The 22640-nt window shown below is 55.1% G+C and carries 19 protein-coding genes; 12 read left to right on the top strand and 7 right to left on the bottom strand.

All coding sequences use genetic code 11. The features are described from left to right. Positions 1 to 19: 19 nt before the first annotated feature. Genes D3A97_RS15635 through D3A97_RS15625 form a run of 3 tightly spaced genes read right to left on the bottom strand, consistent with a single transcriptional unit; the run spans position 20 to position 7710 of the window. Entirely contained in the window at positions 20 to 2827 is a 2808-nt protein-coding gene (locus tag D3A97_RS15635) for a SusC/RagA family TonB-linked outer membrane protein (protein WP_119079398.1), read from the bottom strand. A gap of 45 nt (positions 2828 to 2872) precedes the next feature. Then, positions 2873 to 4645, bottom strand: a complete 1773-nt coding sequence (locus tag D3A97_RS15630) for a RagB/SusD family nutrient uptake outer membrane protein (RefSeq protein WP_119079397.1) — start codon at positions 4643 to 4645, stop codon at positions 2873 to 2875. 20 nt (positions 4646 to 4665) lie between these two features. Further along, the gene (locus D3A97_RS15625; protein WP_232825980.1) at positions 4666 to 7710 is read right to left on the bottom strand and encodes a SusC/RagA family TonB-linked outer membrane protein; all 3045 of its coding nucleotides are present in this window, start codon (positions 7708 to 7710) and stop codon (positions 4666 to 4668) included. 548 nt (positions 7711 to 8258) lie between these two features. On the opposite strand from D3A97_RS15625, the gene D3A97_RS15620 reads away from it, so the two are divergent. The 4 genes from D3A97_RS15620 (at position 8259) to D3A97_RS15605 (ending at position 11337) form a co-directional block, all read left to right on the top strand. Beyond that, the gene (locus tag D3A97_RS15620; RefSeq protein ID WP_119079596.1) at positions 8259 to 9134 is read left to right on the top strand and encodes a PIG-L deacetylase family protein; all 876 of its coding nucleotides are present in this window, start codon (positions 8259 to 8261) and stop codon (positions 9132 to 9134) included. Positions 9135 to 9369: 235 nt separating this feature from the next. After that, positions 9370 to 10380 carry a zinc-binding alcohol dehydrogenase family protein gene (locus D3A97_RS15615; RefSeq protein ID WP_119079395.1) on the top strand — a complete coding sequence of 337 codons (1011 nt, stop codon included), beginning with the start codon at positions 9370 to 9372 and terminating at the stop codon, positions 10378 to 10380. A 109-nt stretch (positions 10381 to 10489) separates the two neighbouring features. Next, positions 10490 to 10822 (top strand): ArsR/SmtB family transcription factor, encoded by a 333-nt coding sequence (locus tag D3A97_RS15610; RefSeq protein ID WP_119079394.1) that lies wholly within the window; start codon positions 10490 to 10492, stop codon positions 10820 to 10822. Then, a complete protein-coding gene (locus D3A97_RS15605) occupies positions 10819 to 11337 on the top strand; it encodes an SRPBCC family protein (protein WP_119079393.1) in 519 nt (172 codons plus the stop codon). Before D3A97_RS15610 ends, D3A97_RS15605 begins: the two co-directional genes overlap by 4 nt. A 351-nt stretch (positions 11338 to 11688) precedes the next feature. On the opposite strand, the gene D3A97_RS15600 is transcribed toward D3A97_RS15605, so the two are convergent. Then, positions 11689 to 12510 carry a hypothetical protein gene (locus D3A97_RS15600; protein ID WP_157986576.1) on the bottom strand — a complete coding sequence of 274 codons (822 nt, stop codon included), beginning with the start codon at positions 12508 to 12510 and terminating at the stop codon, positions 11689 to 11691. Positions 12511 to 12655: 145 nt separating this feature from the next. Between D3A97_RS15600 and D3A97_RS15595 the strand changes: the two genes are divergently transcribed. From D3A97_RS15595 to D3A97_RS15575, 5 genes are all read left to right on the top strand, one after another. Next, positions 12656 to 13111, top strand: a complete 456-nt coding sequence (locus tag D3A97_RS15595) for an SRPBCC family protein (RefSeq protein WP_232825979.1) — start codon at positions 12656 to 12658, stop codon at positions 13109 to 13111. 50 nt (positions 13112 to 13161) lie between these two features. Beyond that, positions 13162 to 13473: a nucleotidyltransferase family protein gene (locus tag D3A97_RS15590; protein ID WP_119079390.1), complete on the top strand. Its 312-nt coding sequence runs from the start codon at positions 13162 to 13164 to the stop codon at positions 13471 to 13473. Then, positions 13470 to 13619 carry a HepT-like ribonuclease domain-containing protein gene (locus D3A97_RS25360; protein WP_119079595.1) on the top strand — a complete coding sequence of 50 codons (150 nt, stop codon included), beginning with the start codon at positions 13470 to 13472 and terminating at the stop codon, positions 13617 to 13619. The genes D3A97_RS15590 and D3A97_RS25360 overlap by 4 nt, the downstream gene beginning before the upstream one ends. A 72-nt stretch (positions 13620 to 13691) precedes the next feature. Beyond that, entirely contained in the window at positions 13692 to 14534 is an 843-nt protein-coding gene (locus D3A97_RS15580) for a helix-turn-helix domain-containing protein (protein WP_119079594.1), read from the top strand. A 79-nt stretch (positions 14535 to 14613) separates the two neighbouring features. Then, positions 14614 to 15021, top strand: coding sequence for a DinB family protein (locus D3A97_RS15575; protein ID WP_119079389.1), 408 nt, complete (start codon positions 14614 to 14616; stop codon positions 15019 to 15021). 81 nt (positions 15022 to 15102) lie between these two features. On the opposite strand, the gene D3A97_RS15570 is transcribed toward D3A97_RS15575, so the two are convergent. Beyond that, positions 15103 to 15957, bottom strand: coding sequence for a phytanoyl-CoA dioxygenase family protein (locus D3A97_RS15570; RefSeq protein ID WP_119079388.1), 855 nt, complete (start codon positions 15955 to 15957; stop codon positions 15103 to 15105). A 148-nt stretch (positions 15958 to 16105) separates the two neighbouring features. On the opposite strand from D3A97_RS15570, the gene D3A97_RS15565 reads away from it, so the two are divergent. Beyond that, positions 16106 to 16948 carry a helix-turn-helix domain-containing protein gene (locus D3A97_RS15565; protein WP_119079387.1) on the top strand — a complete coding sequence of 281 codons (843 nt, stop codon included), beginning with the start codon at positions 16106 to 16108 and terminating at the stop codon, positions 16946 to 16948. Positions 16949 to 17127: 179 nt separating this feature from the next. Here D3A97_RS15565 and D3A97_RS15560 read toward each other — a convergent pair whose 3' ends face one another. Continuing rightward, on the bottom strand, positions 17128 to 18921 hold the full coding sequence (locus tag D3A97_RS15560; RefSeq protein ID WP_119079386.1) for a glycoside hydrolase family 97 protein: 1794 nt from the start codon (positions 18919 to 18921) through the stop codon (positions 17128 to 17130). A 210-nt stretch (positions 18922 to 19131) separates the two neighbouring features. Here D3A97_RS15560 and D3A97_RS15555 point away from each other — a divergent pair, with 210 nt between their 5' ends. Both D3A97_RS15555 and D3A97_RS15550 read left to right on the top strand, forming a co-directional pair. Then, positions 19132 to 19686: a DUF2975 domain-containing protein gene (locus D3A97_RS15555; protein WP_119079385.1), complete on the top strand. Its 555-nt coding sequence runs from the start codon at positions 19132 to 19134 to the stop codon at positions 19684 to 19686. A 2-nt stretch (positions 19687 to 19688) separates the two neighbouring features. Beyond that, positions 19689 to 19898 carry a helix-turn-helix domain-containing protein gene (locus D3A97_RS15550; protein WP_119079384.1) on the top strand — a complete coding sequence of 70 codons (210 nt, stop codon included), beginning with the start codon at positions 19689 to 19691 and terminating at the stop codon, positions 19896 to 19898. 5 nt (positions 19899 to 19903) lie between these two features. Here the strand turns inward: D3A97_RS15550 and ppsA are convergent, their stop codons facing one another. Then, positions 19904 to 22522: a phosphoenolpyruvate synthase gene (gene ppsA, locus D3A97_RS15545; protein WP_232825978.1), complete on the bottom strand. Its 2619-nt coding sequence runs from the start codon at positions 22520 to 22522 to the stop codon at positions 19904 to 19906. Between the last annotated feature and the right edge of the window lie 118 nt (positions 22523 to 22640).

Here is a 22640-nt window from a genome sequence, read left to right as displayed (position 1 = left end):
TCTTTTAAAGTCCACGGTTCTAGAAATTGACGCTTAAACCTGTTGTGTATGTTTTGAGTACCGGGTAACCTACGCTGAGGGTTTCCGGGTCTATCTTCACGTCCAGGTTATCCCAGCTCAGCAGGTTGAGGCCGCTCACAAATATGCGCAGGTGCTGCATGTGCAGCCTGCGGAGCACCTGCTTGGGGAAGGTATAGCCCAGCTCTACGTTGCGCAGGCGCAGGAAAGAGCCGGAGCGGAACCAGAAGTCTGACGCACGGTAGTTGTTGAGGTTAGGCTCCGTAGTGAGGCGCGGCGCGGTGGCCACGGCGTGCCGCTCGGGCGTCCAGCGGTTGTCCATGTACCAGTCCGTAATGTTGGCGCCGTTGGCGAATGGCTGGAACAGGTAGCCGTCCAGATAAACGGTCCTGTTGGCCATGCCCTGGAAGAACAGCTCCAGGCTGAAGCCTTTGTACTCCACGCCGGCATTCAGCGAGAAGTTGATCTCCGGGTAGCTGTGGCGGCCCAGGGGCACTTCGTCGTTGATGTCAATAATGCCGTCGTTATTCTGGTCTTTATACTTGATATCGCCGGGGCGTACGTTAGAGAAAGTTTGCGTGGGACTGGAAGCAATGTCGCTCTCGTTCTTGAAGAAACCGAGGGCTTCCAGGCCGAAGTACTGGCCTACGGGCTGGTCCTGCCGGGAGGCGTAGGCTTCCTTGCGGGGCACGTCGTACGCCGCCGTTACCTTGTTGCGGGCAAAGGAGAACTGGCCGCCGGCAAAGTAGTTCACGCTGCCCGCCTTGTCTTTGTAGGTGGCAGACACTTCCGTGCCGTAGTTGAGCACCTTGCCCCTGTTTTCCACGGCCATGGAGGCTATGCCAGACAGGCCGGGCATTACGTTGCCCATGTTCACCAGTATGTCGTACCGGTTCTCGCGGAACACGTCTACCGAGAGGCTGAGTTTATTGTTCACAAAGGCCGCATCCGCGCCTACGTTGTAGATCATGCTTTTTTCCCAGGTAATGTTGGGGTTGGCCAGGGCCAGCTGCACAAATGCGGGAGAGAAAGACGTGCCGGTGCCGAAGTAATAACCCTGGCTGGACTGTTCTCCCCAGTACTGGTTGTAGGCAAAGCGGGTAGCGCCCTTGTCATTGCCCACCAGCCCGGCGGAAGCGCGCAGCTTAAGGTAGTTGATCACGCGGCTGTTCCGCAGGAAATCTTCCTTATGCAGCAGCCAGCCCGCAGACAGCGCCGGGAAAAACCCGAAGCGGTGGCCGGGAGGAAAGGCTTCCAGGCCGCTGTAGGAGAAAGACAGTTCCGCCAGGTACTTCTGCGCGTAGTCATAAGATATTCTGCCGGCCAGGTTCTCCATGGTAAAGGGGCTCTGGTTGTTGAGCACGGTGTATTTATCCCGCTGGAACATCACCATGGCGCCCAGCCCGTGCTGGTTAAAGCGGCGGTTGTAGTTGAGGCCGCCGTTGAAGATGATGCGGTTGTTCTCGTAATCGTTGCCGGTGGTAACGGTCAGGTCCGTATTCAGCCCGCGTTCCACAAAGTTCACCTGCGGCAGCCCGTCCGGGCCGGTGGTGCGGATGGGCTCGTAATAGGCGTAGTTGCGCAGCTTGTCGTACCGGCCATTGAACTCGTTATCAAACATCATGGCGCCGAAAATTTCGAGGCCTTTGGTGATCACGTCCAGCCGCTGGGTGATGCGCGCGGTAGACTGTATGTTACGGTCGTGGCGGCTCTGGTACCCTTTCTCCAGCAGGTAGCCTACCGGGTTGTTGGGGTAGTTGGCGGTGCCCGTGATCTTGCCGTCAGGCGTTCTCACCGGGTACAGGTTGGGCGCATAGGTCACCATATTGTTCCATGCATTGGCCGTGCTGATGGGCGGGAACTTCCTGTCTTGCAGGTTACCGCCGAGGCCTACCTGTACGGTGAGGCTTTTGGTGATGTTCAGGTCTACGTTGGCCCTGAAGTTGACACGCTGGAACTGGATGTTGGCGTTGTTCTTCCCGTCTGTACCCTTGTAAAGGCCCTGGTTGTTCATATACCCCAGCATCACAAAATATTTGGCCGATTCTCCGCCGCCGTCAAAGGTGAGGCTGTAATCATGCAGGGGGGAGCTTTTGCCCAATATCTCATCGTACCAGCTTACATCCGGGTAGAGGTAAGGGTCTGTACCGGCACGGTAGCCGTCCAGGTCTTGCTGGGTGTAGAGCGGCGCCAGCCCGTCGTTCTGGCGGGCTTCGTTGTGCAGCCTGGCATAGTCATAAGAGCCGGCCAGCTTCGGTATCATGGTAGGTGTCTGGAAGCCGTAGCGGGCGTTGAAGGTGATGTTCACCTTGTCACTGGCGCGACCCCTGCGCGTGGTGACCAGCAAAACGCCGTTGGCGCCCCTGGCGCCGTAGAGGGCCAGGGCGGCCGCGTCTTTCAGCACGGTAACGCTTTCAATTTCATCTACGGAAAGGTAGCTGAGGCTGTTGATCTGGATGCCGTCTACCAGTACCAGCTGCCCGTTGTTGCCGGTGGTGTGGCGGCCGCGGATGAACACATCCGGGTCGTCAAAGCCCGGTTCCCCGCCGTTGTTCATAATGGCCAGGCCGGGCAGGCGGCCAATGAGGGCGTTGGAAAGGCTGGCGGTATGCGTTTTGCGCAGTTCCGCGCCGCTAACGGAAGCGGCGGAAACGGTCACCTGGTCTTTAGGCTGGGAGCCGTATGCCAGCCGTTGCAGCGAGTCCTGCACCGGGGGGGCGGACTGTGCGGCGGCCGTACCCGGCCATGCGGCCAGGGAAAGCAGCAGCGCGGCGGCTGGAAGTATATGTTTATGCGGTTGAACTTTCATGATCGTGGTTGTTGAATAAAAACAATTGATGTTTTTGCAAAGGCCTTACCATCCGGGGTTCTGCACAATGTACCCCAGGTTGGTCTCGCTTACGCGGAAGGGGTACAGATACATTTTATCTTCCCAGGCCCTGTCTTCAAACTTCTGCAGCGTATAGGTAGGGTTGGCGCCGCCGGCCAGCTTGAGGCCCCACATGCCGCCTTTCATCACGCCTTCCTCCCCTGCTATTTTCCAGCGGCGTACGTCAAAGTAGCGGTGCTGTTCAAAGGCCAGCTCTACCCCCCTTTCCCGGCGTATTTTTGTACGCATGTCTGCCTGGTTGGTATAGGCAATGCCCGGCATGTCTACCCGGCCGCGCACTTCGTTGAGCGCCCAGGTAATTTCAGAGGCGGAACCATTGCTTTCGTTCAGCGCTTCGGCATAATTGAGGTAGAACTCCGCCAGGCGGAAGGTGATCCAGCGCGGGGCGGGGCTGGAAGCGTTGTACACCCCTTTTACGAACTTGCGCAGGAAACCTACGCCGTTGTAGCGGTCCAGCTGGCGGGCGGCATGTTCAAAGAAATGATAGCGGGTACCCGTACCGCGAGACCATTCGGTGCCCGACTGGAACACGGAGGCCTGGAAACGCGGCTCCAGCTCGCCCAGCTTCTGCTGGTACTGCGCGTAGGGGTAGGCCACGCCGGGCGTTTCGTCCCAGGTCTGTTCCGTACCGTCCGCCTTCTGGTAGAATTTGGTGAAGTTGAAGGTGATGCCCACGTTCACGGGGTCCGTGCCGGTATATACCACCATGCCCGGCGTCAGGAAACGCACAAAGTAGTTGTTGGTGTTGTTGCCCATCAAACCGGCGTCCAGGATGATCTCGTTATTGTTGGGATTGATGAAGATCTCTTCGTAACGGTCCACGGCATTGTCTTTCCCGCGGTACAGGCCGCACCAGCCGCTTTCAGCGCTGGCCCAGTCAAGCACCGCCTTGCTGGCCTCAGCGGCCAGGCGCCAGCGGTCTTCCTTGTACCCGTCAGTATAACCTACCATGGCGCGCAGCGCGGGGTCTGATACCGGCACGTACGTTTCAGCGGAGTTGTAGAGCGGGCTGGCGGCGTACAGCAGCGTTCTGGCCTTGAGGGCCAGCGCGGCGCCTTTTACGATGCGGCCGCGGAACCGGCTGTCATACCCGTTGGGCAGCGCCTTGGCCGCGTCATCACAGCTTTTTACAATGAAGTCTACCGTTTCCGCAAAGGTGCTGCGGGGGATGGTCACTTCAGGTACATCTTCCGCAGACGTTACTTTCAGCACTTTATCCACAATGGCAATGCCGCCCAGGCGCTGCATCAGGTCAAAGTGCATGAGCGCGCGCAGGAAGATGGCCTCCGCTTTCATGGCGGCCTTTTCCTGGTCCGAGAAAGGAGACTGGTCTACGTTCTCTATGAAGATGTTGGCATTGCGGATGCCTTTGTAGCAATATTCGCTGCGGAACTCGTACCAGTAAATATCTGACGGGCCCCAGTTGCCTTTGTTGAAGGCTTCCGCGCCGGTGTAGTTGGCGTAGGCGTCCGCCTCATCGCAGGCGGCGGCCAGTATGGTGTAGGTAGCGCCGTAGTGGTAATACCCGTTGCTGTTAGACGCCCAGTAATACGGGAACTCGAAAATGGAACAGGTACTGTACACGTTCCAGAGGAACTGCTCCGTTTTGTCTTTGGCGCCAAACACCTCTTTGATGGTGACCTCGCTGCTCACCGGTTTCTCCAGTTTTTTGCAGGCCGTGAACACCAGGGCCAGTACCGCTACCAGGCTGCCTTTTAAAAATACATTCCTTCGCATATCAAGTAAGTTCAGGTTCGTTAAAATTGAAAGTTTACGCCGCCGTTATACACCCGCATGGAAGGATATACCCTCCCCCACAGCTCGCGCGCATCAGGATCCTTGGCGTATTTCATATTGCTCCAGGTAATGAGGTTGTTGCCGCTCATGTACACGCGCATGGACTTTAAACCGATGCGTTGCAGCGCCTTTGAGCTGAAGCGGTAACCCAGTTCCAGGTTCTTGAGGCGCACGTAAGAAGCGTCCTGTATCCAGAAGCTGGAGGGCTGGTAGTTGTGCTGTTTGTCTGGAGACAGCTCTACGCGGGGGAAGCTGATCTTTTCACCGGCGGCGTAGCGTTCGGGCGTCCACCGCTCCAGGTGCCATTTTTGGGCGGAGCCCCACTCTGACGTGAACGGATAGGCAGCGGCGGAGGAGAAGCTCACAGATACCCTGTCTGTTCCCTGGAACAGCATGGAAATGTCAAACCCTTTCCAGGCGGCCCCGGCAGATACGCTGTACGTTACCTCCGGCCAGTTGGAGTAGCCTACGGGGCCCATGTCGTTCACGGTGATGCGGCCATCCCCGTTCAGGTCTTTGTATTTCATATCTCCCGGCTTGAGGCCCGCGCCTTCCCAATCTGATTTGGGGCGCCTGGGGTCGTCTATTTCTTCCTGTGTATTGTAGAAACCTTCGAAGATGAGGCCGAAGTACTGGCTCAGGGGGCGGCCGGTACGCCGCAGGTATTCATGCGGCAGGTTGGTAGGCTCATCCTGGTAAATGATCTTGTTCTGGGCAACGGAGTAAGCGCCTTTCACCCAATAGTCCAGTTTGCCCACACGGTCTTTCCAGCCCAGTTCCAGCTCATAGCCTTTGTTTTCCACCTTGCCGATGTTGGCGGCGGGCAGTACGGCAGACACCAGTTCAGGAACGGTGTTGAGCGTCCACAAGATGTTATCGCGTTTTTCAGTAAAGTAGTCACCAATGAAAGTGAGGCGGTCCGAGAAGAAGCGCATTTCAGCGCCCACGTCCATTTTACGGGCCCTTTCCCAGGTCACATCCGGGTTGCCCAGGTCACCCTCGCGGTACATGTTGTAGCGGGCCATGTTGCTGCCCGCTTCTCCGAATACCACGGCCTGAAAATCTCCGTTGGTGAGGTAATAGGGGCCGTCCAGGTAGAGGTAGCGTTTGCCGCCAATCTTGTCGTTCCCCACTTCACCATAAGAACCTCTGAATTTCAGGAAGGTGAGCACCTTGTTCTTCGGCATCCAGGGCTCTTCCGTAACCGTCCAGCCCAGGGAGAACGCGGGGAAGAAACCGAAACGCTTGCCTTCCATGAAGTTCTCGGAACCGTTGTAGCCGCCGTTGATCTCGGCCATGTAACGGTTGGCATAGTCATATGTTACGCGCCCCACCGCACCCAGGTAGCCGGTAGGCAGCTTGAATTGCATGTTGGGGTAATAAGCATATTCGAAGTTGCCCAGCGCAAGCGCCGTTACGTTGTGTTTGCCGAAAGAGCGCTTGTAGTCAATAGCCGCTTCGGTATACATCTTGCGCCATTTGTTGCCGTCTGAAATGCTTTCGCTCAACCCGTAGAACGGGCCGGTGTCGGAACTTTGGTACATGATGTACCCGGCCGGGTTGTCCGGGTCTTTCATGATGGTGTACGCCGGGAAGTATTTCCGGCGGGTGGCGCTTTTCATGTAATAACTGTCATACGCGCCGGTAGCCCGTACAGACAGGCCTTTTACAAAACGCCCCAGGTCATAGTTGATCACCAGATTGGTATTGAGCGTGCTGGAATAATCTTCCGTAACGAACGCGCCGCCGGTGCTGGTGGGGCCGGCTTGTCCCCAGGGGTTGTAGTTGGGCACGCCGGAGGGCAGGCCCAGTATTTTCTCGATGTATTTCCCTTCCACAAAACCCGGGCTGGTCATGGGCGGCAGGTTGGCCGCCTTGTCAAACGCGCCCCAGGCGCCGCCGTTGGGGATGTGGTTGTTGGTGATCTGGTTGCCCAGCCGCACGGAAATGGTGAGGTCTTTTACCGGGTTGAAATCGAAGTTCATCCGGATGTTATACTTGTCGTATTTATGCTTGTACGGGAAACCGAAGCCTTGCTCCGGCTGGTGATAACCCCCGCTCTGGCTGAAATAGCCGAGAGAGGTGAAGTACCGCAGCTTTTCCGTACCGCCGGAAACGTTTGCATTGTAGTTCTGCTGGAAAGAAAAGGGTTTGATCATCTCGTCTATCCAGTTCTTGCTGGGGTGGAAGATGGGATCTTCACCCGTTTGGTAGAGGCGGATGTCTTCTTCCGTGAACCGGGGCGCCACCCCTGAATTGCGGGCGGCCTCGTTGTGCAGCATGGCATAGTCATAAGAGCCCAGCAGCTCCGGCAGAATGGTAGGCTGAATGGCCGCCAGGTTGCTGCTTACGCTAACCTGCGGCTTGCCTATTTTACCTTGTTTGGTAGTAATGATAATAGCGCCGTTAGCGCCGCGTACCCCGAAAACCGCAGTGGCGGAAGCGTCTTTCAGGATGTTGATAGATTCAATTTCGTTGGGGTCGAGGTTGTTGTACGTTTCACGTACCACCCCGTCTACCATAATGAGGGGGTTTCTGCCGCTGCCGTTGAGCGTGGCCATGCCGCGGATGTAAATGGTGGCCTTGTCGTTCCCGAACTCACCGGAGTTCTGCACGGCCTGCAGGCCAGGCGCCATGCCGATGAGGGCGTTACTGATGCCCGCCACCGGGGCTTTCACGAGGTCTTCACCCTTTACCGTGGAAATAGCGCCCGTTACCGTGGCCTTTTTCTGCACGCCGTAGCCCACTACCACCACTTCGCCCAGCTGGCTGTCTCCCTCCGCCAGCGTTTCGCTGATAAAGGATTTTCCGCCTACCGGCACTTCTTTGGAGGTATACCCTATGAAAGACAATACCAGGATATCGTTCCCTGATGCATTGATCGAAAATTCCCCGTTCACATTGGTAATGGTACCCGTATTCGTATTCTTGATCTTTACGCTTACGCCGGGCAAAGGTTCCTTTCCATCAGTTACCCTGCCTTTGACTACCTTGGTCTGGGACATTGCATTTTCGAAAAACAAAAGGGAAAATACCCATGTAAAAATGAGTATAGCGTTTTTCATCATAACTAGTTTAACGTTTTGGTTTATTTGGTTGAATCAAGCTGGCAGCATCCATGTGCTTAAAAGCAAAAGAGGAATTGATCATTTCATAACGAGATTTTAAGATCTGAATAATTATGTTCGTGAAAGCTCCGGCACGTTCTACAGGTGATAGGAGATTTGTTTAAGTTCTACTTTTGCCGTGGAAAAACGATGATCTTCTCATGTTCCGATACCTGGCTAAATCAGCAGTTCAAACCTACTTTCATACGGCAAAATATTAAATAGCGGATTCCATGAAAAAGATGGATTATTTTACGTTTTCATGAAGCATTTAGCTAATTTTTAATGAGTCTTTAGCATCATCCGCCATATTACGGAAACTATCCGCACCACTGGCGCCCGGTTATTTTTTTCCACCCATATTTCTTATTTTACCATATACCGCCCCGCGCGGAATGACCCTGTGCAATGCTCCACACCGGCGGTGTATCATAAAAAAAAGAAAGATGAAACACCTGTTCTGTACTATCCTTTTAAGCTGGTGCCTGTATGCCGCCGCCGCGCAACAGGCGCCGCTGCGTATTGTCATGATCGGCGCGCACCCGGATGATTGCGACATCAAAAGCGGCGGCACGGCGGCGCTGTTTGCCCAAATGGGCCATGCCGTAAAATTCATTTCAGTGACCAACGGCGATGCGGGGCATATGGAACAGGGCGGCGGCGCATTGGCCAAACGCCGCAGGGCGGAAGCCGCGGAAGCCGCCAAACGCCTGGGCATTACGTATGAAGTGATGGACAATCACGACGGGGAACTGGAGCCCACGCTCAACATCCGCCTGGCCCTTATCCGGCAGATACGCGCCTGGAACGCGGACGTGGTGATCTCCCACCGGCCGGTAGATTACCACCCTGACCACCGCTATACCGGCATACTGGTGCAGGACGCCGCCTTTATGGTCATGGTGCCCAACATTGCGCCGGATACCCCTCCCCTCACCAAAAACCCCGTGTTCCTGTATTTCCAGGACCATTTCACCAAACCCTCCATCTTTCAGCCGGATGTATGCATAGATATTACCGCGGTGATAGATAAAAAAGTGGACGCGCTGGACGCGCACGCATCACAGTTCTATGAATGGCTGCCCTGGGTATCCGGCTACAAAGGCGCCATCCCCGCCGGTAAAGAGGAACGGAAAGCATGGATCAGGAACACACGGTGGCCGTCCATTCCTCCCGCCATCAGGAGCGGGCTGGAAAAGTGGTACGGCCCCGCGCAGGCAGGCGCCGCAAAATATGCGGAAGCGTTTGAGTTATGCGAATATGGCGCGCGGCCCACGGAAGAAGAGATCAGGCGGCTGTTCCCCATGCTGAAGAAGGAGTAGGCACTACGTACAGGCATACACGGAAAACACCGCCAGCCGAGCGCGCCGCGTGGTCTACGGAAGAAGATATCAGGCGGCTGTTCCCCATGCTGGAGAAACAATAGGCACTACGTACAGGCATACACGGAAAACACCGCCAGCCTTACCACTCCGGGAGCCGCGGCGATGCAGCGCTCCGAGCGAGCGCGCCGCATCGTCATGTAAAAACAGTATCTTACGCAAAAGACACCCGACAATGAAAGCCATAGGTTTTAGGACATCGCTGCCCATTACGGAAAAAGACAGCTTTATTGAATTTGAGACAGATATACCCGCTCCCGCGGGCAGGGACCTGCTGGTGAAAATAAAGGCCATCAGCGTAAACCCCGTTGATTTCAAGATACGGCAGAACAGCGCCAAAGATACAGTGCTGGAAACGCCCAAGATCATTGGCTGGGACGCGGTGGGCATAGTAGAAGCCACCGGCAGTGAAGCATCCCTGTTCAAAAAAGGGGACGAAGTATTTTACGCCGGAGACATTACCCGCAGCGGCAGCAACGCAGAATACCAGCTGGTAGATGAACGCATTGTTGGCCGCAGGCCCCGCCGCCTCTCCGACGCGGAAGCGGCTGCCATGCCCCTTACGGCGCTCACCGCCTGGGAAGCCCTCTTTGACCGCATCCGCCTCCATGAAAAAGACAGGGGAAAAAGCGTGCTCATTCTCGGCGGCGCGGGCGGCGTAGGCTCCATTGCCATACAGATCGCTAAAAAGATAGCGGGCCTCACCGTAATAGCCACCGCCTCCCGGCCCGAAACCGTGGCCTGGTGCAAAAAAATGGGCGCGGATGTGGTGGTGGACCACCGCCACCTGGTGGAAGCAGTGCGCAATGCGGGTTTCCCGTACACAGACTTTATTCTCGACTTTGTAGATACCAACGCCTATTGGGACGCCATGGCAGACCTCATCAAACCGCAAGGGCACATTGTGTCCATCACCGGCTCCTCCACCCCCGTTGCGCTGAACAAGCTGAAAAGCAAGAGCGTTACCTTCAGCTGGGAGCTGATGTACACCCGCAGCAGCTTCCAGACGGAAGACATGCAGGAGCAGCACAAGATTCTCAACCAGGTGGCCAACCTGCTGGATAACGGCACGCTGGTCACCACCCTCAGCACCACCCTCCACGGCCTCACGGCCAATACCCTGAAAGAAGCCCACCGGCTGCAGGAAAGCGGCAAGGCCATCGGTAAAACGGTGATCTTGTATTAAGCGGCTTTTTGTAACGGCGTAGCAGTTGCAGCACCGCCCCGGTACATCACAAAAAAAATTTGCGCAAGTAAATGCTTGCTCATATATTTGCAAGTAAATACTTGCATAAATGGAATCCAGACGAGATGTTTTTCAGGCCATTGCCGACCCTACGCGGCGGCAGATCATCGCCATGCTCTCCCGGCAGCCTCTTAACGTGAATACCATATCGGAGCAATTCGACGTAAGCCGGCAGGCGGTTTCACTGCATGTGAAGATCCTGGCCGAATGCGGGCTGATCGTTATCAAAAGGCAAGGCCGGGAAAGGTTTTGCGAAGCGCAGCTGGAGAAATTGAATGAAGTGGCAGACTGGGTGGACCACTGCCGGCAGTTCTGGACACAACAGTTCAAATCACTGGATAAATATCTGGCCAAAGTACGATCACAAAAACCCAAAAAATGAAACACGCACAAACAAGCGCCCGGGCGGACTTCATGCTGACGTATGAGTTCAACGCCCCGAAGGAAATGGTGTTTAACGCCTTTGCCACCGCGGAAGCCATGAATGAATGGTGGGGCCCGGCAGAAAGCCGCAACAGCACCATCACGCTGGATTTCAGGCCCGGCGGCATATTCCACTTCAAGATGGATTTCGGGTCACAGGTAGCCTACGGCAGGCTGAAGTTTGAGAAAATAGAACCGTATGACCTGCTTGAATTTACCAACGCGTTTGCGGATGAGCAGGCCAATGTGGTAAAGGCCCCGTTCGATGTTCCGCTGCCGCAGGAGATCGCTTACCGGCTTGTGTTCAGCGAAGAGAACGGGAAAACCCGTATCCTCATCACCGGCAAACCGGTGAACGGCACGGCTGAGGAAGTAGACGGTTTCCACTCCATCCGCGAAGACATGCAGCGCGGGTTCAGTTCACAGTTTGACCAGTTGGCCGGGTACCTCCAGAAAACCGGCGGCCGTTCATAGCGTTTCACCCTTGATTGGCCTGGCCTTCATGAAACCTTCATCATGCCATCATGGGATGAAACAGGAAGGAACAGGCCGGGGAAAGCGAAGGAAAAGCGAACGGTAGGTGGACTTGATGCGGAAATGGTGTGGAAGGGGTGTGAAGATGCCGTGTTGCGGGTACATGAGGCAAAAATGCGGCCTCTCATTATGGAAAATGGGACATTTCCATTGCATGTAGCAGAAAATGTACCGTGCAAAGGCGTAAAATAGCGAAAAAATGAGGGGAAAGAGCATGGGGAGGCGCTCTGCGTGGGCAGAAGTGGGAAAACTAACGGTAAAATAAACGGAAACGGCTGAAAGTGGCAGGCGCTATTCCCGTTGCGGGAAATTGATGACCAGTCCAGGAACCAGCGGAAGCGCCCCGCGCCCGGCCCATGCTTCCTGCTCAGGCTGCGCTGCGTGACTGTGCTCCTTCGGTTCCTTCTTCCCGGTCAGCACCGCAATCACCTCCGCCGCGGAATACTTCCTGTTCATCAGCATGACCATCCGGCCATTTTCCCGCTTGCAGCACATTACTTCAAGGATGACGGTACATAAGGCGCCTTTTTGTGCAGGCACCACCAGCGTGAACGCGGATGACGGCCGGCTAACGTCTACCAGTACCGGTTCAGACGCTGTTGCCGCAGCTTCCGTAAAACCCGGCTGCAGGAACACGCCCACCGCTCTGATGCGCAGGTGCGTGGCCACAGGGTTACCGGTGTAGACAGACATCGCCGGGATAGTAACGTGCAGATTGCCGTAAAAATCCGGGGTTACCGCAGGGATGACCGTCAGCACCTGGTCCAGCGTAGTATGCTGGTTGAAGCTGAATCCCTTCAGGCCGCGGAAGTTTTGCGGAATGAACGTTTTGGAATGGTGCAGGTCGTCTTGCCACAGTACGCCCAGGAGCGCCCTGTTCAGGCGGTTGCCCAGCCCCATTTCTCCCGGCATGTCCAGCAGGCGGTACGCGGCATGCCGCATGGCGGCGCCCAGCATGCTGGCCTTGCCAAAATAACGCGCGCTGATCTTTGTGCGGGGGCTTTGCCGCACCTCAGCTGGCATGGAGCGGAGGTAATACTCCTTGCCTACGCGGTAACCAATCAGGTCTCCTACCCGCTTGGTGAATTTGATGAGCCCGGTTTGCTTTGCCATAATGGCCTGTGCCACTAAAAGCAGGCCAATCACGACATGTGCTCCGCGATTTTAACAAATGTTAAGTTTTCGTTCCTGGCGGGACAAAATGGCACCCAAAATGATGTAACTTGTTGCGGGCTACACCGCAGGAAAAGAGATGAAAATGGTACAACAGATCGAAAAGGCAGTTATCATCAACGCCGCCCCGCGCCAGGTATGGAACGCATTGACAGATCCCGCGCTGGTGCGGCAATGGATGGGCGGACCGGAGATGAACATCACCGTGGCAACAAACTGGCAGGTGGGGCAGCCTGTCACCATCAGCGGCTTCCACCACCTCGCCTTCGAGAACAAAGGCACAGTGCTTCAATTTGAACCGGAAAGCCTGTTGAAGTATGATTACCTCAGTTCCCTCTCCCGCCTGCCGGACGTACCTGAAAGCCGCACCATTCTTGCATTTGCACTAACGCCACAGCATGAACACACGCTACTGACGCTGACACTCAGCAATTTTCCCACAGAGGCCATATTCCGGCATGTGGACTTTTACTGGAGAGGCACGCTGGAAATATTGCGGCGTTTTGTGGAGGGGGCAGCCACAAATACAAAATCTATATAATATTTAGCACCCGATCCGTTTTATAGACCGAAATTGATTAATTTTATGGCATGAAACTGTCAATAGCTGATAGGTTGCGACTTCAACAGTACTTTGCGGGGATACCTGTGAAGAAGGCTTACCTGTTTGGCTCTATGGCCCGTGGTGATGCAGGTTCGCAAAGCGATATTGATATTCTGGTGGAACTGGACCATTCCCGTCCCATAGGCATGAAGTTTTTCTTGTATCAATCCGATCTGGATGACTTGCTGCATAAAAAAGTGGACCTTGTTACCACTGAAGGTCTTTCTCCACACGTAAAACCTTTCATTGACAAGGATAAGGTACTAATATATGAAAGGACTGATTACATCCGGAAATAGCCTGGAAGCCTATCAGGGGTTTCAGGAATATTTCAATTCATGAGTACTTTTCCGTTAACTTTCACCTGGTATGGGAAATAGCGAAAAACGACCTGCCGGTACTGAAACAGCAGTTCAGTGAAGTACTGCCTACCTTGCCCGGCTAAAACTGTCTTTTTAATTCCCCTCCTGACAATACGCTGTCACTCCCCTGACGTTCCTTTACAAAAAAGATGGCCATGGAAGCAGATATTGCCACATTGTATACCTCCGGTTTTTACCGTGTGCTGGACTTCAAATGCCGCTGCACCCAATGCGCCACATCAAAGCCCGAGTATGCGGACGCTTTCTGCATCAGCTTTGTGAGGAAAGGCAATTTTCTGTTCAATGTTTTCAGGAACTCCTTTGATGCGCACACGGGCCGCGTGCTCATCACCAAACCGGGATATGAACATACCGTAACGCACACCCACCAGGTACCGGATGAATGCACCATTGTGGAGTTTCCCGCGGAGTTTTACCGGCAAACGCGGGTGCATTACGGCAACAACCGTTTCTTTACGGATAACGACCTTCACTCCCTGCAGACCGGCACCAGCCCGGCAACCGAATACCTGCACCACCGCCTGCTGCACCTGCTGCTTTCCGGGCGCGCGGAACGGCTGCAAACGGATACGCTGGTGCTGGAAATTGTGGAAAGAACACTGGGCGCACTGATGCCGGAAGGGCCTGACCCGCTGGGGCGGCGGCTGAAAAGGAACCACCTCGGCACCGTTGAACAGGCCAAGGCTTACATACTGGAACACTTCCCGGACGATATTTCGCTGACAGACATTGCGGCCGCATGCTGCGTGAGCCCTTTCCATTTCAGCAGGATATTCAAGACCTTCACCGGCTGTTCTCCCCACAGCTTCCTGCTTTCCGTACGGTTGAAAAATGCGGAGCTGCTGCTGAAAACCACCGCCAGCCCTGTGGCAGACATTGCCTTTGCCTCCGGTTTCAATAGCCCAGACCATTTCTCCGCCGCCTTTGCCGCGCATGCCGGGCACTCCCCCGCGCGCTACCGGCAGCTAACGGCCTGATGCGCATCAAAAGAGCAAGATTCCTAAAGTGCTTCCCTGCGCCCGCCGCTACTTTTGTCCCAACATAATTCAGTTTTTTATGAAAGAACAATTGTTAAGCACACTGGAAAAGTGCAGGGACTACACACTGGCTGTGGCCGAGGCTATGCCCGCCAACGGCTATACTTTTAAGCCCGAAGGCGGAGGCTGGAACTTTGGTGAACAGCTGAGCCATATCGGGTATGGCATAGACTGGTGGAAAGATAATTTTATACTGGGTACGGAAACATCCTGGGATCCGCCCGTTACCGGGCTGAACAAAAAAGAGGTAACGGCCGGCCTGCTTAAAGCCTTTAACGGTCTTGAGAAAACGCTCAAAGGGCTGAAAGCAACGGATGCCGCCGTACAGGGGTTCCACGCTACGCTTGACCATGTTACCCATCACCGCGCGCAGGCGGTGGTGTACCTGCGGTGCCATGGCATTACGCCGCCGGAGTATACCTACTAGCAATGAAAAAAGGGAACGGAGCGCCGCTTACCTGTGGCCTTCCGTTCCCTCCGGGAAAAATATCCGCACCTGGCGCCCTTGCTATTTCACCTCCACATCATTCTCCCACCCGGTTTCCTTCAGCGCCGGGTCATTTTCTTTTTTCAGGAAGTCCGCGCCAGACAACGGGGCCGCTTCCCACTGCAGCAGCGCTTCATCAGGCACTATCTGCACCGGTTCTTTCCATGCCGTGGAGGTTTCGTTATAGGCAAGGTTGGATTGTGCGTTGTAGCAAGAGATCACGGACCAGCGCGGGCGGTCAGACAGGTTGGCTTCCGAGCGGTGCAGGATGTTGCTGTGAAAGAACACCGCATCGCCGGGCGCTATTTCCACGTACACCAGCTCCATGGTTTGCAGCGCATTGTTCACCATCACCATGTCCGCCCCTACCTGCTCTCCCGCAAAGCCATGGTTGACCCTGCCCATTTTGTGCGATCCTTTCAACACCTGCAAACACCCGTTCTGTTTGTTGGCTTCCGTTAATGCCACCATGACGGAGATGAGCTGGTCAGGGAACATGAACTGGTTCTTGTACCAGTAACCATAGTCCTGGTGCCACTCCCAGGCGCCGCCCACCTTCGGTTCCTTTTGCATGAGCTTGGAATGGAAATGGCAAACGGGCGCCGTACTGTCAAGCAGCTGCGCGGCCCGGCCTACTACCCTTTCGCTGCGCGTGAGGTAGCCGAATACGTCGTTCCCCGGCGTGAACCAGAGAGACAGCTTTGTTTTTTTGCCCGTCTGGTCATTCAGGTCAAGCGCGTTCTTGCGCATGGCATCGTCTTCCAGCGCTGTTTTGTACAAGAGATCGGTTTCCGGTGGGGACACGAGGTTTTTTACGATGATGTACCCGTCCCGGTGGTACTGCTGTATTTGTTCGGGCGTGAATAACGTGGTCATACGAATACGGTTTGATAGCCCTCCAAAATTGGGGATTACCGGCGGGCAGGGGTACAACTATCCGGCCTAAAAAAGCAACTTTTTTGACCTTTTCAATCTCCTGCAGGGCATTTTTTAGTATTTTAACTTTATATCCAACAGCACCGGCATGAAGTCGCTCATTCAAAAACTCCCCCTTTCGGAGCAATCCTCTTTTGTGGCGGACCGATATGTGACGCCCTACTTTGAAACGCCCTGGCATTATCACCCGGAGTATGAGCTGGTATTGATCATCAGGGGGAAAGGCAAACGTTTTGTAGGCGATCATGTATCTGACTACTGCGAGGGCGAGCTGGACCTGCTGGGCCCCAACCTGCCCCACTGGTACCGGAAAGATGATGAAGAAGAACAAGGCGGCTCCCTGGTGGTGCATTTCAGGGAAGCGTTCCTCGGGAAGGACTTTTTGCAGATACCCGAAATGCAGCCCGTGCTGCTGCTGTTCGAAAGGGCGGCCACCGGCCTGCACTTCACCGGCAACACCCGGGCCAGCGTAAGCGCAAAAATGGAGGCCATGCTGGCGCATACGGGCATGGAGCGGCTGATGTGCCTGCTGTCTGTTTTGCAGGAGCTGTCTGCCTCCGCGGAATACGCCGTGCTCTCAAGCCCCGGGGTAACGGGCAGCAGCAAGGCCAATGACCGCCTGCAGCAGATATTCGATTACGTGCTGGCCAATTTCAGGCAAGACATACAGCTGGAAGAAATAGCGCGCATGGCCATGATGAGCCCCTCCAGCTTCAGCCGGTACTTCAGGCAGGTGACCAAGAAGACCTTCTCCCACTTTGTGAACCAGATCAGGGTGGGCCATGCCTGCCGGCAACTGATGAAAACCCACTTCAGCATCAGCTACATTTGCCAGGACAGCGGCTTCAATAACATGACCAATTTTTCCAAGCAGTTCAGGAAGATAGTACGGCTGTCTCCTTCAGCGTTCAGGCGCAAGCACCGGGTGTAGGAGATGGCGGCGCATGGCAGGGATGATCCCAACTTCCTGTTTTAATAAGCGCCTGCAACTCTTCCGGCAGGAGGGCCCGCCTCCCCTGTCTATCTCCGCGTACGATCTCTTTTTGCCGCACAGCGGCCGCCATCCCAGCTCGAAAAGTATTGCCGCGGATGGCCGCCGGGAACACCTCTCTACCGGATGCGTACCACCAACCCGCCCGTTGCGGGCAATACGAACCTGAGCGCGTCCTGCCGCCGGATGCGCCGCTCTTCCAATACAAACCCTTCCTCATCGCTCACCACCAGCCCGCGGTGCCTGCCTCGGGAAAGGAACGTTGGCCGCAAAGTGAACTCCTGCGGCTGGTCTGTGCCGTTGATCACCGCCACGTACCATTCCCTGCCGCTCCTTTTGGCCAGCGCCGCCAGCTGCCCTATTTCACTGCCTTCCAGCACCAGCGTTTCATCCCAGGTAACGGGCAGCGTTTGCAGCAGCGGGATAATGGGCGCATACAACGGGCTGTTGAGCAGGGTAACGGGGTTTTCGGCCATGCACTGGAAGGGCGAATTGAAAAGGTACATCAGCGCCAGTTGGTGTACATCAGTAGTGGGGCCTTTGTTGGTGAAGAAACCGGGCGTATAATCCCCATGCCCGCAAAGGAAGCGGGTAAACGGCAAGGCCGCGTTGTGCCAGGCGGGGATAGGCTCTTTCATGGGGTTCAGCTCCAGGCCGCGGATACCTTCGCGCGTCATTTCATTGGGGTAGGTAACGCTTTCTCCCGTGGGCGCGTGGCACCCGTGGAAGTTCACCATCAGCCTGCGGGCGGCGGTGGCCTGTAGGAAGCCGATCTCGAAATCTACCAGCTCCCGCGCCTCGCTGTTCATGAAATCTGTTTTTATACCGGCAACACCGCATTGCACCAGGCTGTCCAGGAACAGGTCCCGTTGCTGCGGGTTGCGCAGCAGCTTGGAATCCCGCCATACCCATACTTTTACTTTCCGCTCCGCCGCGTACCGGCAAATGTCTTTCAGCTGCGCCCATTTGTTGGGCCAGATGGTCTCCCAGCCTTCGTCCAGCAGCGTATAATCAAACCGCAGGCGGGCGGCCGCGTCAATAAAACGTTTCTCTTCTTCCGGCTGCATGTAATTTTCTTTCCGGGTAATCCAGCTCCACACAGCCTTTCCCGGGCGGATGTAGGATACGTCTTTATACAGGGAGGCGTTGGGGCGGGGGTTCAATGCCGCTATCATCCCGTTATTGACCAGTGCGTTGAGATCTTCCGCGTACATCACCACCCGCCAGGGCGTTACTTGCCCCGCATCTACATCAAACCCCGCGTTCCCTTCCGTGAAATTGACCTGCACGGTGCGGTTGCCGGTAGCTTCCAGCCGCATGCCGCTGTAGTTGTACAAGGCGGCTTCGGTGATGGCCATGTACGTACGGTCTGGCAGCTGCATCACCAATGGTTTGCCCTGCACCGGCCCCATGGCGGAAATAACGGGCAGGCTGTCTACGATGGTGCTCGTCCACCACCCGGCGTAAGATTTCAGTTTCCACGCGTTGTTCCTTTCAAAGAACCACACGCGGGCAGATGCCGGAATGCGGAATGCCGTCAGCTCTTTCACGAGCTTTCCCCTCTCCGGCAATACGTACCGGAAAGCGCAGCCGTCCTTAAACAGCCTGAACACCATCCTGAAAACGCCCTGGCGGTCTTTCACCGTTACGTCATAACGGTCTCCCTCCCGGGCGGATATGTCCATGCTTTCAACAGCATGCCCGTAGCGTACGTTATTGAGCTGGAAACCGGCGGCGGAAGGCCCTGTCAGTGTTTTATTGCCGGCCACCGCAGACCAGTTCAACACACCGTTGCTAACAGACAAGATCACAGACGGGCCATTTGTGTGGCCCAGGCGCAGTTCGGATTGCGGATATACTTTCAGGAAAATGCACTGCAGCAGCAGCAGGCAGGAAAAGATACGTGGAAACATACCCAAATTTAAAGCCTGCGCAGGCAGATAGTATATGCATGACCGGTATAAAAGCACCGGGAAGCCTCCCAATGTTGTGGGAATGTTCCCGCAGGAGGCACATCAACCGTTATCCTTATTCAGCCAATTTTTATTAATGATTAACTTATTTTTATTGTTTTTCAATAAATATTTATTACATTTGTGGTATCATTCCTAAAATTACCTGTCATGGAAATCAAAATCGGCACAAAGCAAATGCTGTGGATACTGTACATCCTGTCCTGGATAATATTTGTGGGTGTGTGTATTGACGCGGGCGGTTTTCTATCCAATACTTTTTATACCATGGTGTTGAACCCGGTGGGCGCGAAACATTTCTGGCAGCGGATGGACCTGTCTGCCCTTTTCAACTATGACCGCGGGCATTTCCTGGTAATCGCCTTTTTTATGTGTGTTGTTGCGGTGATGAAGGCATGGATGTTTTACCTCATCATCATGCTGCTGCACGATAAAAAGCTGAACATGGGGCAGCCTTTCAGCAAGGAAGTGGGGCGTTTTATGTTCAACATATCGTACCTGGCGCTGCTGATCGGCCTGTTCTCCTGGAGGGGCGTTAAATACACCGGGTGGCTGGCAGATAAGGGCATCACCATGCCCGGTATAGAAGGCATGGGGTTCGGCGGGGCGGACGTATGGCTGTTCATGAGCGTTGTTTTGTTTGTGGTAGCGCATATTTTCAAGCGGGGTATCCAGATACAGAAAGAAAACGAATTAACCATATAGCTATGCCGATTATAGTAAACCTCGACGTGATGATGGCCAGGCGCAAAATGTCGTTAAACGAGCTTTCCGAAAAAGTTGGCCTTACGTTATCCAATCTGTCCATTCTCAAAACCGGCAAAGCGAAAGCCATACGGTTCAGCACGCTTGAAGCTATCTGCAAGGCGCTGGATTGCCAGCCTGCGGATATCCTGGAGTACCAGGAAGAAGAATAGACCAGCTACAGCACCTCTACGTAGCCGTCCGTTCCGTTCACCCGGATGCGCTGCCCGTCTTTGATCAGCATGGTGGCCCGCTCCACTCCCACTACCGCCGGCAGGCCGTACTCCCGCGCAATTACCGCGCCGTGCGTCATGAGCCCGCCCACTTCGGTCACCAGGCCTTTAACGGATACGAACAGGGGCGTCCAGCTGGGGTCTGTAAAGGCGGTCACCAGTATATCGCCCGCTTCCAGGTTGGCCTCCTCCATATGGAGGATCACCCGCGCCCGCCCTTCTATAACGCCGGCAGAAACAGGCAGGCCCGCAATAGCCCCGGCCGGGAGGTGGTCATGCGCGTAACGGCCCGTAATGACCTCCCCGTCTGACGTGATCACCCGCGGCGGGGTCAGTTTTTCATACTCCCTGTACGCCGCTTTCCGTTGTTGGATGACCGCATCATCCAGCTGGCCCGTAAGCACCACTTCCTTAAATTCTTCAAAAGCGAGGTAGTAAGCATCTTCCCTTTCCCGCATCACCCCGGCCCGCACCAGTTGCTCCGCTTCTTTCAGCAAGGCCTGCTTATAAACGTAGTAGCGGTTTACGAGGCTGTATTTCGGATATTCACGGTAGCCCGCCATATCCCGGAGCTGGCCGATCATACGTTTGGTTTCAGCCGCTTTTTCTTCACCGTCCGGCAACTGCCGCAACCGCTCCAGCAGCTCCCGCTCTTTTTTTGAAGCCTCCGCCAATCCCTGCTCAAACTTCCGTTTGCCCTCGCCCGGCTCAAAGTTCCTGATGTTGCTGAGTATCATGGGCACCAGTGCGGCGGGTTTTTCGCTCCAGCGGGGCCGTGCAATATCAATTTCCCCTACGCACCGCATGCCGTATTTGTCAAGGTAAGCCTGTATGGCCTCCCGGGCCACCTGCCCCCCTTCCAGCTTTTCCAGCTCCTCCAGGAAGTTATCATCTTTTGTATGTTGCAAATGATCAATGACCGCCGGGTAAGGCCGGAGCGCATCCGCTACATCCAGCAACGCCAGGCCCATTTCCGACGTAACATTATTGGGTACAGATTGCGTCAGGATGTCTGCCACGTTCTTTTCGCCCAGCCATTCCTTCATTTTTTCGTTGATCCATGTTGCCGCGTCTATAGCGCCCATGATCATCATCAGGTTTTGCGGGTTGAACAATATTTGCTGCAATTGCCGGACATCTTCCAGGATGAGATCAAACAGTGCCGGCCCGGACTTTGCCTGGATGTGCTGCTTTGACGCCGCCAGCGCTGCCTGGTTGCTGCTGATCAGGCCCGCCACAATGGCCGGGGCGTTCTCCACCGGCCTACCCGGAGACGCCGCCGCCGCCCTGCTCCGCGGTGCGTTATCACTATCCGGCAACAGTTTGACAAAATCTTTCCGCGCCATCACGGTCATCAATGCGTCTTTTACAAGCGGATCGGATTTGCCCGCCATGTTCATGATATTTTCCCTGCCGGAAGGCGTTGCCAGCATAGGCGTAACATCAACAAACAGCCTTCCGCCCGCCTTGCGCATGGTAGCGTGGGTCAATAACAGGTAAAAAGACAAGCCCAGCGGCTTGATGGGGTCTGTCATCATTTGCTGATGGCCAACCGATATATATACATGGTTTTCCCCGTCATCTGCCGCAGGAACGGGGAATAACGTTGTGATAGGCCTGCTCTGCACTATGTAGAACGTACCGTCCGCCAGGCACCATTCAATGTCTTGCGGGCCGCCAAAGTGTGCTTCGATCTTTCTGCCTATACGCGCCAGTTGCAGGGCCTGTTCATCCGTCAGCGCCTGCGTGTGCTGCTCTGCCGGTCCCACCTCCTGTTCCTTTGTTCCGCCGCCTTCCACGGCGTAAACGGCCAGCTTTTTGGCGGATATCTTTTTATCTGTCACCTTGCCGTTGCGCACTTTATAGTTATCAGCGTTCACCAGGCCGGCAACCAGCGCCTCCCCCAGCCCGAAGCTGGCATCAATAGACAGTACTTTCCTGTTGGAAGTAACAGGGTCTGCCGTAAACAAAATGCCCGCCACCTGCGGGAACACCATTTTCTGCACCATCACGGCCAGCTGTACCTTACGGTGGTCAAAGCCGTTCCGGATGCGGTAAGTAACGGCCCGCTCCGTAAACAGCGATGCCCAGCATTTACGGATATGCCGCAAAATGTTTTCCTTCCCGGAGATGTTCAGATACGTGTCTTGCTGGCCCGCAAAAGATGCGGTGGGCAGATCTTCCGCCGTAGCACTGGAGCGTATGGCATAGGCTTCTTCTTCTCCGAACTGTAAGAGACAACTCATTACCGCTGCTGCTATCTCTTCCGGAACAGGCATCTCTTCAATAACCGTACGGGCCTTTGCGCTCACCTCACGGATGTTTTCCCGCTCTTCCGCCTTCAGGCCCGCCAGTTCATCCAGCAGGCTGTTGAGTGCCCGGCTGTTGCCGGTTACCTGCTGGTACGCCTCGGTAGTAACGCAAAAACCTGCCGGTACGGGTATTTCCTTTATCCTGTACAGTTCTCCGAGGTTGGCGCCTTTGCCGCCTGCGAGCATCAGCATCGATCTGTCTAGTTCCTGAAAACGGATTACGTAGGTATTCTTGTTGTTTTTGGGCATCATACTGACGGGTTTTAGCAGTGTGGAAAGCCAAAAATATGTGCTATGAGGAAGCAACGCATCGTTTTTCAACTATATTTTTTTGCGCACAATAAGGGCGAAAGCAATGGCGTTTTCTTAC

The organism is Chitinophaga alhagiae, from assembly GCF_003568665.1.
Lineage (GTDB): Bacteria > Bacteroidota > Bacteroidia > Chitinophagales > Chitinophagaceae > Chitinophaga > Chitinophaga alhagiae.
This window is presented reverse-complemented; position numbering and strand designations above follow the sequence as displayed.